10 protein-coding genes are annotated in these 14,486 nt (G+C 38.4%); 5 read left to right on the top strand and 5 right to left on the bottom strand.

Annotated elements, in window-relative coordinates:
* Positions 1-171 precede the first annotated feature (171 nt).
* The 4 genes from ACY650_RS14995 to ACY650_RS14980 are packed head-to-tail and all read left to right on the top strand — an operon-like array spanning position 172 to position 7,503.
* The gene (locus ACY650_RS14995) at positions 172-2,505 is read left to right on the top strand and encodes a TolC family protein (protein WP_462248502.1); all 2,334 of its coding nucleotides are present in this window, start codon (positions 172-174) and stop codon (positions 2,503-2,505) included.
* A 1-nt stretch (position 2,506) separates the two neighbouring features.
* Positions 2,507-3,595, top strand: a complete 1,089-nt coding sequence (locus ACY650_RS14990) for an efflux RND transporter periplasmic adaptor subunit (RefSeq protein WP_462248500.1) — start codon at positions 2,507-2,509, stop codon at positions 3,593-3,595.
* Positions 3,596-3,608: 13 nt separating this feature from the next.
* Positions 3,609-6,722, top strand: coding sequence for an efflux RND transporter permease subunit (locus tag ACY650_RS14985; protein WP_462248498.1), 3,114 nt, complete (start codon positions 3,609-3,611; stop codon positions 6,720-6,722).
* Complete coding sequence (locus ACY650_RS14980) at positions 6,715-7,503, top strand: ion channel (RefSeq protein ID WP_462248496.1); 789 nt, start codon at positions 6,715-6,717, stop codon at positions 7,501-7,503. The genes ACY650_RS14985 and ACY650_RS14980 overlap by 8 nt, the downstream gene beginning before the upstream one ends.
* 61 nt (positions 7,504-7,564) lie before the next feature.
* On the opposite strand, the gene ACY650_RS14975 is transcribed toward ACY650_RS14980, so the two are convergent.
* Positions 7,565-8,269 (bottom strand): phytanoyl-CoA dioxygenase family protein, encoded by a 705-nt coding sequence (locus ACY650_RS14975; protein ID WP_462248494.1) that lies wholly within the window; start codon positions 8,267-8,269, stop codon positions 7,565-7,567.
* A gap of 164 nt (positions 8,270-8,433) precedes the next feature.
* On the opposite strand from ACY650_RS14975, the gene ACY650_RS14970 reads away from it, so the two are divergent.
* Complete coding sequence (locus tag ACY650_RS14970; RefSeq protein ID WP_462248492.1) at positions 8,434-9,402, top strand: Gfo/Idh/MocA family protein; 969 nt, start codon at positions 8,434-8,436, stop codon at positions 9,400-9,402.
* Here the strand turns inward: ACY650_RS14970 and ACY650_RS14965 are convergent.
* The 4 genes from ACY650_RS14965 to galK all read right to left on the bottom strand — a co-directional run bounded on the left by ACY650_RS14965 (position 9,389) and on the right by galK (position 14,467).
* Entirely contained in the window at positions 9,389-10,465 is a 1,077-nt protein-coding gene (locus ACY650_RS14965; protein WP_462248490.1) for an aldose epimerase family protein, read from the bottom strand. The genes ACY650_RS14970 and ACY650_RS14965 overlap by 14 nt on opposite strands.
* Positions 10,466-10,626: 161 nt before the next feature.
* The gene (locus ACY650_RS14960) at positions 10,627-11,676 is read right to left on the bottom strand and encodes a UDP-glucose--hexose-1-phosphate uridylyltransferase (RefSeq protein ID WP_462248488.1); all 1,050 of its coding nucleotides are present in this window, start codon (positions 11,674-11,676) and stop codon (positions 10,627-10,629) included.
* Positions 11,676-13,289 carry a sodium/sugar symporter gene (locus ACY650_RS14955; protein ID WP_462248486.1) on the bottom strand — a complete coding sequence of 538 codons (1,614 nt, stop codon included), beginning with the start codon at positions 13,287-13,289 and terminating at the stop codon, positions 11,676-11,678. The genes ACY650_RS14960 and ACY650_RS14955 overlap by 1 nt, the downstream gene beginning before the upstream one ends.
* A complete protein-coding gene (gene galK, locus ACY650_RS14950; RefSeq protein ID WP_462248484.1) occupies positions 13,286-14,467 on the bottom strand; it encodes a galactokinase in 1,182 nt (393 codons plus the stop codon). The genes ACY650_RS14955 and galK overlap by 4 nt, the downstream gene beginning before the upstream one ends.
* Positions 14,468-14,486: the final 19 nt, after the last annotated feature.

Raw genomic sequence — 14,486 nt, 5'->3', positions numbered from 1 at the left:
AAATATTCACTTTTGAGCGCACTACTTTATAATTCTGGAATATGTTTATGATAAACAGCGATTTGTTTCCATACTACTGTGTACAACAAACAAATTTTACTTTGAAATGTAGTAAAGCAGAATAATGTACGGAAAAAGCGCTAAATTTTTACAACCTAATTTTTTTAAATCATGCGATTGACCACCCTAATTCCGTTCGCAACTCTTTTATTGTTAAGCTTTTTGATTCAGGCTCAACAAAAAGAACGAGTCGAAATTGGCATCCTCGCTGACCAATTCACTTCGGAAACTGATCTTTTGATAGAAAAGCTTCAGCAAGAGATTAGATCAGTAGTTGGAGAAGATGCTGAGCTTGTATTTCCAAAAGACTTAATGCTTGAAAGTCATTTCAACCCAAAGGAATCTGCTACTAATTATGATCAACTTGTAGCCAAAGGTTGCGATATCGTATTGGTATTTGGGATTGTTGATTATGTTGTACTTACCCAAAAGTCAGATTTTACAATACCCACCATTGTATTTGGTGGAGCTCCAAACGACTTTGGTAATCAAAAGCCACAAAAAAGTAAAAATCTTGCTTTACTATCAGATTCACATACAATTGCGAATGACCTTAACTCACTAAAAAGTATTTACGATTATTCTTCCATTGCGGTGGCGATGGAAGAAGCTTTTGTGTCAAACTTTAATGTAGACGCGGTACTATCCGAACAACTATCAGGAGTGACTTATCGTGTCATTCCATTCGGAGATGTTGATGATATCATAGAAAATATTGAAGATGAAGAAGCGCTATATCTAGGTGGTGGATTTCTACTCACAGATAATGAAATTGAGCAATTATCTGAAGAATTAATCGAAAGGAAGATTCCATCATTTACCTCGACAGGTGTACAGGACGTTGAAATCGGTTTGTTGGCATCAAATCAATCTACTACTACAGTTGATCAATTATTTAGACGTATCGCTCTGACTGTAGAAGCCATTATCAATGATGAAAACCCTTCAGATCTTTCCTCCAATTTTGATTCGCAAGAACAATTAAGTGTGAATATTGAGACCGCGACCCTTTTGGGACTTCAGTTACGGTTTAGCCAGCTGGCTGTCACCAATATTATAGGAGATGTTTCAAATCTTGAGATTGAAAAAACGTATAATCTAAGAGAGATTATGCTGGAAGCAATTGACAAAAATTTGTCGCTTCAATCCAGCAACAAAAATATTGAACTGGTCGAGCAAGACATAAAAACCGCCAAGAGTAATTACCTACCCAATATAAGTGCTGGTGCTACAGGCAGTTATGTAGATCCGGCGTTGGCAGAAGTATCTAATGGTCAAAATCCAGAAATATCTACATCCGGCAATCTTACGCTAAGTCAAACGGTTTATTCTGCTGCAGCTTCTGCAAATATCAAAATTCAAAAAGAAGTGCTCGGTGCTCAACAAGAAACCTATAATGCAGACAAGTTGGATGCCATTTTCAATGCAGCAAATGCTTATTTCAACATTCTTTTGGTCAAATCCAATCTTCAAATAAATGAACGAAACCTGGATGTCACAGAACGAAACCTCGAGTTGGCTGAACAACGCTTTGAAGCTGGAGAGGCAGGCAAATCAGACATCTTGCGTTTCAAAAGTCAACGAGCACAAAATACCCAATCATTGATAGAAGCTTCAAACCAGCTCAATCAAACAATAATTTCGCTCAATCAACTTCTCAATTACCCGCTTGATAGAAAAATAAATGTAGAAGATCCTGAACTTGGTGTTGGACTATTTGAACAATACAACTACGATCAGGTCATGGAGCTACTGGATAATCCGGCCACTACCAAACCGTTCATATCCTTTTTGGTACAGGAAGCAAAGGAAAATGCACCTGAATTAAAAGCACTTAACTACAATGTCAACGCTACAAATCTGAATTATGCGCTTTCGCAAAGAGGTCGCTTTTTTCCAACTGTAGCCTTGCAAGGGCAGTACATTAGAAATTTTAATAGAAGTGGTGCTGGTTCAGAATTCCCTGTAGGATTTCCGGCAATCCCAGATGGTTATTACACAGCAGGTGTAAGTGTGAGTATCCCAATTTTCCAACAAAACCAACAAAACATTAATCAGCAAACGGCACAAATACAGCTAGATCAGCTAGGCATCAATTATCAAAATTTAAATCTAAGCATCGAGCAAGGTGTCAATAATGCGGTCTTAGAACTTACAAATCAAATTGCCAACATAGAGCTGTCCAAAGTATCTGAAGAAGCTGCCCGAGAAAGCTTGGACTTGACCCAAGAGTCGTATTCTCAAGGTGCTGTAAACAGAGTTCAGCTGATTGATGCCCAAGACAACTATTTTCAGGCTCAATTGGCCAATGCCACAGCAGTGTACAGCTACCTATTAAGTGTATTGCAACTTGAGCGAACGATAGGTATGTACTTCCTTCTAAATACCAAGGAAGAAAATGATGCTTTCACACAAAAATTTACCGACTACCTTCAAAACAGATGATATGCAACCTAATCAAATATATTTTCGGATCTCATTATTAATTATTTGCCTTTCTCTATTTTCATGTGGATCAGAAGAGGCAGAAGAAACAAAAACACTCAGACCAGTACTTTATCAAAAAGTTGAATACGCTGGAAGTCTCAATGAACGAACATTTACAGGCATTGCACAGTCTGATAAAGTAGTCAACTTAAGCTTTCGAACAAGTGGCATTATTACTCAATTTGATATGTATTTGGGTCAGCGCGTAAAGAAAGGTCAATTGTTAGCCAAGCTAGACAATGTTTCTTCCAGACTTTCCTATGAACAAGCGCAAACATCTTTAAGCAGTGCGGAATCACAAATGAAAACTGCCAAGTTGAGTTACGATAGAATTCGTTCGCTCTATGAAAAAGGTAGCGCTTCTTTAAGCGATTTTGAGAACACAAAAAATGCCTTTCGAAATGCGGAAAATAGCTATAAGTCGGCACAGCGATCCGTTCAGATTCAAAAAGAGCAGATCAATTACGGCTTCATCTATGCGCCTGACGATGGTGTTATATCTAGTATTGGAGGTGAAGTTGGAGAAAATGCATCACCGGGTCAGACCATGGCTGTCTTGAATGCAGGAAATCAAATCACTATCGATTTGGGTGTACCTGAAAACATCATAAATAGCGTTCAAAACAGCATGCAGGTTGATCTTGTTTTTTCGGCGCTGCCTAATCAGAAATTTACAGGGAACGTCACCGAAATCTCTCCAGCCTTAGATCGTAACACATCGACCTATCCGGTCAAAGTCACCTTAACCAGTATATCAGATGGTGTCAGAGCCGGAATGGCTGCATCCGTTACTTTTCGATTTTCAAATATTGAAAAACAGTCACTCCTTGTTCCAGCTAAAGCGGTTGGGGAAGATAGTCAAGGTCGTTTTGTTTTTCTTATTACTGAAAATAGTGAATCTGCCACTGTAAATAAGCAACGTATCAAAATTGGACAACTCCACAGCAACGGCTTTGAAGTATTGGATGGTTTAAAACAAGGTCAGAAAATCGCTGTAGCAGGGCTTCAAACCCTCCTTGATGGACAAGAAGTAAGATTACAAAACTAAGGAGGGTCTGTAGATGAATATTGCACAATTTTCAATAGAGAAAAACAGGATCACTTTAATGATCCTTGGCACTATTATTATTATGGGGCTGACCTTGTATGGATCCTTGTCTAGAGACAGCATGCCTCCTTATACTGTCCGAGTCGCCACTGTAATCACCTCGTTTCCTGGTGCCAGCCCAGAGCGTGTAGAGTTGCTTGTGACTGACAAAATAGAAAAAGTTGCGCAGGAGCTTCCAGAACTGAAGGAGGTAGCAAGTACTTCTCGAACAGGTATTTCAATTGTTTCTGTTACGCTGAAGGACCAGGTATCACCTGAAAACCTTCAAGCTGTTTGGGATCGATTAAGACGTAAGCTTAGCAGCATACAGGGATTACCTCAAGGTACTCAACCCAATCTTAATGACGATGGCATTGGAGATGTTTATGGCATAATGCTAGGCCTTGCAAGTGATGATATCAGCTATTCTTTAATGAAAGAGTTCGCTGATGATGTAAGAGATGATCTCATTAAACTCCCAGATGCGGCAAAGGTAGAAATTGGTGGAGCACAAGAGGAGCGTGTGTTTGTAGAGTTTGACAATGCGGTTCTCAATGAATATGGTTTAACTGCGCAGCGACTTCAAAGCATCATTGGCTCTTTAAATATCTTAAGCTCCGGAGGACAAATAAATCTTGAAAGTGAAAGAATCATTCTGGAACCAACAGGGAACTTCAATTCAATAACGGATCTTAAAAAGACATTAATCCCCGTTGGAAACGGAAGTCAATTAATCAACCTTGAGGATATCACCACCATATCCAAAGGATATATAGACCCACCAAGCCAAATTATTAGAGTTGAAGGAAAACGTGCACTTGCCCTATCCATTAATCTTAAAAAAGGTGCAAATATTTTGCAGCTAGGTACGGATGTTAATCGAGTTATGCAGGATTGGGAAAGCAAGCTTCCAATTGGACTAGAACTTACTCGTCTTGCTTCTCTTGACAGCTACATCGATTTTAAAATCAGTGATTTCATAAGCAATCTAATCCAATCGATTACCATTGTCTTTGCTGTTATGCTTGTCTTTTTAGGCTTCAGAACAGGAAGTATAATCGCGAGTCTTATTCCAATCGTGACTATCATGACACTCATGCTCATGGGGCTTATCTCCATGGGACTTAATCAAGTTACACTAGCGGCACTTATCATGGCTCTAGGTATGATGGTAGACAATGCGATTGTGGTTGCTGAGACTGTGATGGTGAAAATGGAAAACGGGATGGAATCAAAAAAGGCTGCTATTGAAGCTTGTTCTGAATTATTTACACCTTTACTTATCTCCACACTTACGACGTCTGCGGCGTTTCTAGCCTTTTATATGGCTGAGACAACCATGGGGGATATTGTAGGACCCATTTTCGTGGTAATCTCTTTAGCCCTCCTATCCTCCTGGATTATCTCATTGAGTATTATCACACTTTTCTGTTACCTCTTTATCAAAGTAAAAAAGAAAGGAGAATCGAAGCCTGGATTTGTAGATCGGGCTATCAATTGGCTAAAAGGCTATTATAAAAACCTAATTCTTGTCGCTTTACGATCAAAATATTTGGTTCTGCTTGCAATCATAGTTGCATTCTTCATGTCGCTATATGGGTTTACCAAAGTAGCGTTTGTCTTTTTTCCAGATAGTGATCGGAACCTGATAACAGTAGATATTAACCTTCCTTTGGGTACAAGAATAGAGTCTACTACGGAGGTTGTGCAGCGAATTGAAGAATATATATCTGATTCATTATTAGTGAGCGAAAAGAGAAATACCGGGATATTAGATTGGTCCTCCTATATCGGAGAAGGTCCAGAATCATACGATCTGGGTTACTCAGCAGATGAACCAAATTCGAGCTATGCTCATATGTTGGTGAATACTTCCTCTTTTGATCAAAATGTGATGATGGTCAACAAACTTGATGCCTTCTGCTTCAATAGGTTTCCAGATGCAGATATTAAAGTTTCAGCTTTGGCTGGCGGCGGAGGTGGTACGCCGATTGAAATAAAAGTCTCTGGGCAAGACCCGGACATTCTGGCATCTTTATCTGAGCAGATCAAACTTAGGCTTTCTTCAATTGGCGGAACAAAGAATGTGAAAGATGATTGGGGCCCAAAAAGCAAGAAGTTTGTTATCAACATAGATCAAGCCCGTGCTCAAGCAGCAGGAATTTCAAGCCAAGATGTTGCTAACTCATTACAGACCTTTCTAGATGGATTTCAGACAGGTGAATTCAGAGAGAATGACAAATCCATTCCAATAATCATGCGTAGTAAGGGCAGTCAACAGCAAACACTCAATGCATTGGAAACTACCTCCATTTTCAACCAAAGTGGAGACAAAAGTGTGCCACTTAGCCAGGTTGCTTCAATCATTCCTCAGTGGCAATATTCCAAGATCAAACGTCTCGATTTAACAAGAACAGTTAATATTTCCAGTGAACTTACCTCAACAGGAAATGCCTCTATTATTACAAATGAGATTACTCCATGGCTTGATGAACAAAGCACAATGTGGCCCTCAGGGTATTCTTACAAATTTGGTGGTGACGCTGAAAACACCGCCGAAAACATGGGAGCTGTGATCCGCTATTTACCACTCTCAGGATTTATTATTGTTCTTCTTCTGGTCATTCAGTTCAATTCGTTTAGAAAAATGGTAATGGTAACTTCCACAATTCCATTGGGAGTAATTGGAGTTGTTATAGGACTGCTTGTGTTTCAAAAACCATTTGGGTTCATGCCGTTTCTAGGCGTTATTTCCTTAGCCGGGATTGTCATCAACAACGCCATCGTGCTGATTGACAGGATGGAGATTGAACAGCGCGAATTTAATCGTTCCATTCAGGATGCAGTAATCATGGCATGTCTACAGAGGTTCCGTCCGATACTTCTCGCCACATTTACAACCGTCTTGGGGCTGCTTCCACTCTACATCTCTGGTGGTGAGATGTGGGAAGGTATGGCCATCTCCATCATGATTGGCTTGCTGTTTGGAACCATCATCACTTTGCTATTCATCCCCTCTTTCTTTAGCATATTATTTAGGGTGAGCTACAAAGGATACATATTTGATGAATCCCTTTTAGATGAATAAGTTTTACGACTGGGCATATCGTAATCGTTTTGAGCTCTTCTTATCAAGTCAAGCTACTATTCTATTTGGCTCGCTGGTTGTACCACTCGAAATTCACCAAACAACCCTTTCACCACTTCTTTTCATTATCAACCTGGCAACTGGCATACTTTTGATATCGAAAAACAAGCCCCTCACAAGATTCTTTATCAGTCTCTTTATTCTCTCTCTGGTTGTATTTGGATCTAATTTTTTGGATCGGGCAACCACATTTAATCGACTCGAATACATTCGATTGGTTATCTACTTTGTTTTCTATGCAACAGTAACTATCAACATCATTGGACAGGTTTGGAAAGCACAAGAGGTAAACAAAAATGTCATCTTTGGATTAATGAGTGGGTACATTTCTCTCGGTCTTCTTGGCTTCTTTTTATTTCTTTCAATTCAAATTATTGAGCCTGGATCATTTAATGGCATCCTCATTGAAGGTGCGGATAACGGAAACATGGTTGACTCTCTGATCTACTACAGTTACATCACCTTACTTACTATTGGTTATGGTGAGATCTATCCTGTAACCCCAGTCGCTCAAAAAGCCGCAATTTTAGTTGGACTTATAGGTCAATTTTATCTTGTAATTATCACTGCTGTAGTCGTGGAAAAATACATTCAAACCAGAACATTTTCAGAATCCGGATATTGGACAATCGCAACCGTTTTATTGGTACTTGCATCTAGCAGAGCAGCCTTAATTGAAGAGCTTCCTATATCATATCCAAGCAGGTACATCAACGATTAATTTGATACGTCAATGATACGTCAATAATTTGAATAAACCTACGATATAGCCAATAATCGCATTAAACTCGCTCTTCCAAAACCTCATTGGTTGGAAAATAATATTTCATATTTCTATATATCGCGGTATCGGTTATTTCTGTTGATGTTCCTTTAGGGATAGCTCTAAAATTGGTAGATACGCGATAGGCTCCTGTTACTGGCAATACTCTGTGCCAGCAATGACCATGCAGAATAACTATATCACCTTGATTAGGATTCAAGACTACTTGATTGGCAATATTTTCATTAGGATCACCTACAGTAATCATTCCTCTTTTATGTGATCCTGGAACCACAACTACTTGACCTCCTGTCTTATCCGAAATGCTATGTGTATAAATAAGCCTATTTAAGTTAAACTTACTTAAATCATCAGGTGGGCTATCTTGGTGCCATGCTTGACCAGATGTTCCTTTTTTTGAAAACATCGTCATGCAATACAAGTTTTTCCATCCTTCCCCAAGAATTAATTCTGTTAGCATATTTAATCCTGAATCCTGATCAATTTCCAAAAATTCATCTACCCCTTCACGAAGGGGGAACCATGGCACTATCTCACAATTAGACTTTTCTATAAATTCACTGGTATGCTCCCATTCTGGATTTAACCCAAAGTGCTCTAAGCACATCCCATTGAACTTCTTCATCATTTCTTTAGGAAAAAACCCTTTTACATAAATGTATCCATCATTCCAAAATTGATTTGCAAGTGCTCTAAAGTCCATAATAGAAAGCATTTAGTATTTGTGTAAAAAAAGCGGAAATCAACACCTTTATTTAAAGCATAAATACTGCATATCTACTTCATGATCATTTCATCCCTACGCCATGAATGGTTTCATGTATTGCAAAAAAAAGAACTGTTATAGCTTGCCCAAAACATCACATTATGAGGAAAAAAATCAAATGGGGCATCCTTGGACCAGGCATTATTGCTCATGAATTTGCACAGGACTTCAAACATGTTAGCAATGCAGAAATAACTGCTGTTGCCTCAAGATCAGCCGAAAGAGCAAAAGACTTTGCTGAACAATATGGCATTCCCTGTTTTCATGAAGGGTATGAAGATCTCTATGCCGACGACAATGTAGACGCAATATATGTTGCTACTCCTCATAACTTCCATATCGAGCAAGTTAAACGTTCCCTTAAAGCAGGTAAATCAGTATTGTGTGAGAAGCCTATTACCATTAGCCAGACAGAATGTGAAGAACTAATAAACCTCTCTAATAATACTGGGCAGTACTTAATTGAAGGTATGTGGACGTACTTTTTACCTGCAATCAAAAAAGCACAAGAGTGGATTGATCAAGGAAGAATTGGTAAAATTTTACACCTAAAATCCAGTTTTGGATATCCGGTCCCTTACGATCCCAAAGGTCGGCAATACGATCCAGAACTTGCAGGAGGATCTTTATTAGATATGGGTGTCTATACAGTAGCCATGGCTAGTAAATTTCTTGGTGATAGCCCTTCTCATATATATCCTATTCAGCAATTTGCTGAGAGTAAAGTTGATAAAGACACACTGGTAACACTGGAATATGAAGACCGTTTTGCCCATTTACATTCATCATTTCAGTGCAAACTCAACAATCACACTTATATTATTGGTGAAGATGGATATATCGATATCCCTGATTTCTGGAGAGCGAGAGAATGCTACTTATACAAGGTAGAAGAGGTTGTAGAACATTACAAAGACGATCGCAAAGGCAATGGATTCGAATTTGAAATTGAAGATGTAAGCAATCAAATTATTGCTGGTCAATCAAAGCCTACTATAGTCACACACGAAACTAGTCTGGCCTTTCAAAAAATAATGGATGCAATAGTCGCTCAAGCTAAAAAGTGCTAAAAGCATAAATAGTTCTTGAGCTGTACGTTTCACCAGGCAATAATACGGTCGAAGGGAAATCAGGCCTGTTTGGAGAATCAGGGAAATGCTGGGTTTCAAGGCAAAGTCCTGAACGTCTCTTATAAATGACCCCATCTTTGCCTGTAATAGTGCCATCTAAAAAATTACCTGAATAGAATTGTATACCAGGTTCTTCTGTAAATACATCAATACGCCTACCTGAAACTGACTCTTTTAACGTCGCCGCCAACTTTAATTTCTCCGAAGATTCATTTAAAAGCCAGCAATGATCAAATCCACCAGCATTTTCCAATTGTTCATTTTCTTGATTGATACTTAAACCTACACTTTTCATCACTTGAAAATCAAATGGTGTGGAATCCACACTCTCTATTTGATCTGGAATCAATGTTTTATCTACCGGCAGATAACGTGAGGCGTTTATTTGTAACTGATGATCAAGTATGTCTCCGTGACCTGCTAAGTTAAAATATGCGTGATTGGTTAAGTTGACAACAGTTTTTTTGTCAGTAGTAGCATGATACTGGATAACTAATTCATTATCATTAGTCAACTCATAGATTACTTCTACACTAAGGTTGCCGGGATAACCTTCTTCCATGTCTGGACTTAAATGGTACATCTTAAGGCCAACGGCTTCCTTAGAATGAAAGGTCTCCGCTCTCCAGAGCACCTTATCAAACCCTACCTCTCCCCCATGAAGATGGTTACCTAAATTGTTAGTTGCAAGTGAATATTCTTCTGCGTCAAGTGAAAATTTACCTTTAGCTATTCGATTACCATACCTACCAATGATAGATCCAAAGTATGGGTTGTTTGACAAATATCCGCTCAAATCATCATAGCCTAGCACTACATCTTCAAGCTTACCTTCTCTATCTGGCACCATTAATGAACGAATCGCACCTCCATATGTGATTATTGCTAGTTCAACATTATTGCTATTCCTCAACCTGTATTCATATACCTCTTCTCCGTTTGGCATTCTGCCAAAAACCGCGCTATCGATGCTTGCTCTACTATCCAAAAAATCACTGGTCATTCCTTCTTTGTTAGAATCATTACACTTATCACACAGGGAAATAATAAACTACACATATTATTCTTACTTGCATCGGTGAATTATAAATGAAAACATCAGGTTCATTATCAACACACATCTAAAATAAATCAACATTGATTTCGGACGTATTCAAAACATCATTAAAATTCATTTAAATAATGAATTCCTTTTTGCTTTTTGAGGATTACACAAGCATCTTCCGGGGTAATGTCCCTTTGAGGATTGGCAAACATCTCATACCCTACCATAAATTTTTTAACAGACGCTGATCTTAACAAAGGGGGATAAAAAGACATATGCCAATGCCATTCCGGGTATAATGAACCATCCGTAGGTGCCTGATGTATTCCAGAAGAGTATGGAAATGAAGTTTGAAACAAATTATCATACCTTATTGTAATCCACTCGATCGCATCTGCAAATGACGACTTTTCACGATATTCCATCTCGCTAATCCATGACATTTTCCGTTTGGGTATAATCATTGACTCATAAGGCCAAACCGCCCAAAAAGGAATTAACACAACCATGTCATCATTCTCGTACAATATTCTTTCAGTACTATTTAATTCCTGATCTAAATAATCGGATAGCAATGAGCTATTTTTAATTTCGTAATGAGATCGCTGCGAAATGGACTTTTTAACAGCTTCTGATGGTACCGAGTGCTGGGCCCATATTTGACCATGCGGATGTGGATTTGAGCAACCCATCACATCTCCTTTGTTTTCAAAAATTTGGACATGATTAATACCATCTACATTTGAAAGAGTTATGAACTCTTCGACCCAAGTCTCAACTACCTTAATAATTCCTTGTAGACCAAGTTGCGGCAACGATTTGCTATGATCGGGCGAAAAACATACTACTTTGCAAATGCCTTCTTCTGATTTCGCACGAAGTAAACCCTCATTTATTTCAATTTTTGGAATTCTTGATTCTAGCGCAGCATAATCATTTGGAAAAACATATGTAGCATCATAATGAGGATTTAACTCACCATTTGCTCGCATATTTCCTGCGCAGAGATAACATTCCTCATCGTACGATGATCTCTTAAGTTGATCTATTCTTTCAACTTTTCCTTGCCATGGTCTTTTTGTTCTATGAGGTGAAACGAGTACCCATTCATTGGTCAAAACATTCAACCTGCGGTGCGAATGATGATTCAAGCTAGATATGCTATTCATTACCAGAATAAAGAATACAGTACAACCAAAATAATGCTTATGGCAAAGGCAGAAATATTAAACCCAGCACTTGTCTTAAACAATCCACCTTCTAGTGAAATCCCTTTACTATCATCATCTCCTTTTCCATCAATGAGGCTTACTGCAACAATAATCACCATTGTCATCAAAGCAGTTAGTCCCATTTGATTCATCCAAGGTATTTCAGGAAAAGATTTGAATCCAATGGCAATGGGAATTGAAGATAGCGCTCCCCATATAGCTGCTGAATTGGTAGTTTTTTTCCAAAACAATCCCATAAGAAAGACTGCTAATATTCCTGGGCTGACTATACCTGTATATTCTTGTATGAATTGAAAAGCCTGATCGATTCCACCAAGTAATGGAGCCATTACACATGCTATTATCAGTGCAATAGCAGCCGTTAACCTACCTACTAAAACGGTTTTCTTATCATCAGCTTCTCTATTTATGTGCTGTCGATAAATATCCATTGTGAAGATCGTAGAAGTAGAATTGAGCATTGAAGCGAGAGATGAAACTATAGCTGCAGTAAGAGCTGCAAATGCCACACCTTTTAATCCCGTTGGTAGCAATTGTAACAACCAAGGGTATGCTTTGTCAGTTTCTGACGATGAAGGAAGGTTGACCAATGACTCTTTACCAAGGCTTGTCATTATTGATGGATCATTTACAATAACGTAACATGCAATACCTGGAAGCACTACAATGAATGGGATTAATAACTTTAAAAATGCGGCCAGTGCAATACCTTTTTGTGCTTCACCTATGGATTTTGCAGCAAGTGTTCGCTGAATAATATACTGGTTAAATCCCCAGTAGTAAAGATTCGCAACCCATAATCCTCCCACCAGCACCCAAATTCCTGGAAGGTTGATATATTGATCGTTGGACTTTTCAAGAATCATATGGAACCTATCTGGAGTTGTACTTATGACTTTATCAAATCCTGCCATAATTCCTTCACCATTCGATACCATATCCAACGCAAGATAGGTTGTGAATAAACCTCCAAGAATTAAGAATATAACTTGAATAACATCTGTCCAGGCTACTGCAGACAATCCTCCATAGAGCGAGTAAGCTGCAGCAAATAGTGCCAGACCAACAACTCCATAGATCATAGGCACACCTAAAATGGTTTCTAAGGCAAGAGCTCCTAAATATAAGACTGAGCTTAAATTGACAAAAACAAATAGCCCAATCCAAAAGATGGCCAGAATCGTTTTTAGCTGTGTGCTAAAACGCTTCTCAATAAACTGGGGTATGGTATACAACCCTTGTTTAATAAATATGGGAAGGAAGTATTTACCCACAATTATTAAAGTTATTGCAGCCATCCATTCATATGATGCAATGGCCAATCCAACTACGTACCCAGAACCAGACATACCAATGAACTGCTCTGCTGAAATATTTGCTGCAATTAAAGATGCACCAATTGCCCACCAAGGCAATGATTTCCCTGCCAGAAAATAATCTTCAGCATTCTTTGTATGACCTTTTTTATCTCGAGAAACAAAGAGCCCAACGAATAGAATAATTAAGCAATAACTGCTAAAAATTACGAGATCAAGAGTTGAAAAATTCATGCGTGTTCATTTACGTTTATCAGTGTAGTACCTGCAGAAAGTTTGACTGGGATGATATGTGGTATGATGTGATATTCCTTCTGAAATTCAGAAGCAATGCGTTCAACTATTTCATCAATCATATCTAATTCAATAAGGTTGAGTGTACATCCTCCAAAACCTCCTCCCATCATTCTACATCCAATTACTTCTTTATTTTTGATCGCTGACTGAAACAAAAAATCCAATTCAACACAACTTACTTCATAATCATTGGATAGTCCCATATGGGTTTGATTCATCAATTCACCAAACTTGTTAATTCTTCCATTTTTAATAGCAACTTCAGCTGCTTTAACTCGCTCAATTTCTTCTACTACATATTTACCTCTGCTATATCTTACTTCTCCAAGTTGATCAGCAATCTGATCCATATGGTTTATTGAACATTCTCTAAAGCTTTTAATCTGAAATTCTGACTCAAGGAGGTCTAATATACTCTCACATTGTTCTCTTCTTTGATTGTATTCGCTGGAAGCAAGTGAGTGATGTACTCGACTATCTAACAAAACCAAGCCATGGTCTTTCAAATTCAGATTCAAATATTCAAAATCTAATGTTTTTGAATCAAGTCGAATAACCATACTTCCTCGACCTAAAATACTTGCCATCTGATCCATGATACCGCAGTAAACTCCAGCATATTCATGTTCTGCCTTCTGCGCCATCAAAGCCATTTCAATTCTGCTAAATCCAGCTTGAGACAGGTGATTAACTATTAATGCAAGGCCACATTCAAGTGCTGCACTAGAAGAAAGCCCTGCCCCAATGGGCAGGTCTCCATTAAATACCAGATTGAAACCTGGAACTTGTATATCTCTCTTTTGAAATTGCGCAATAACTCCTATGATATAGTTCGCCCAACTTGATTCACTTTTTACAACAGGGACAGACAAATCAAGTGTAACTGATTCTTTAAATTCAGCTGAATATAGGTGTACCATTTTGTCTGTACGTCTACCTACCTTGAAGTAGATTCCTAGATCAATTGCGGCAGGTAGCATAATGCCATCATTGTAATCTATATGTTCGCCAAGTAGGTTAATTCTTCCAGGGGAGAAAACGTAGAATTCGTTTCCAGAAAGCTCAAAAATTTCGCCGTAGACGTTAGATAAAGTAGTTATTAATGCCTCGTTCATTTAGTTTGATGTATCCCTA

It is taken from the genome of Ekhidna sp. (genome assembly GCF_963691765.1).
Taxonomy (GTDB): domain Bacteria; phylum Bacteroidota; class Bacteroidia; order Cytophagales; family Cyclobacteriaceae; genus Ekhidna.
Note: the sequence above shows the minus strand (reverse complement) of the source record. Positions and strands in the feature narration are given on the sequence as shown.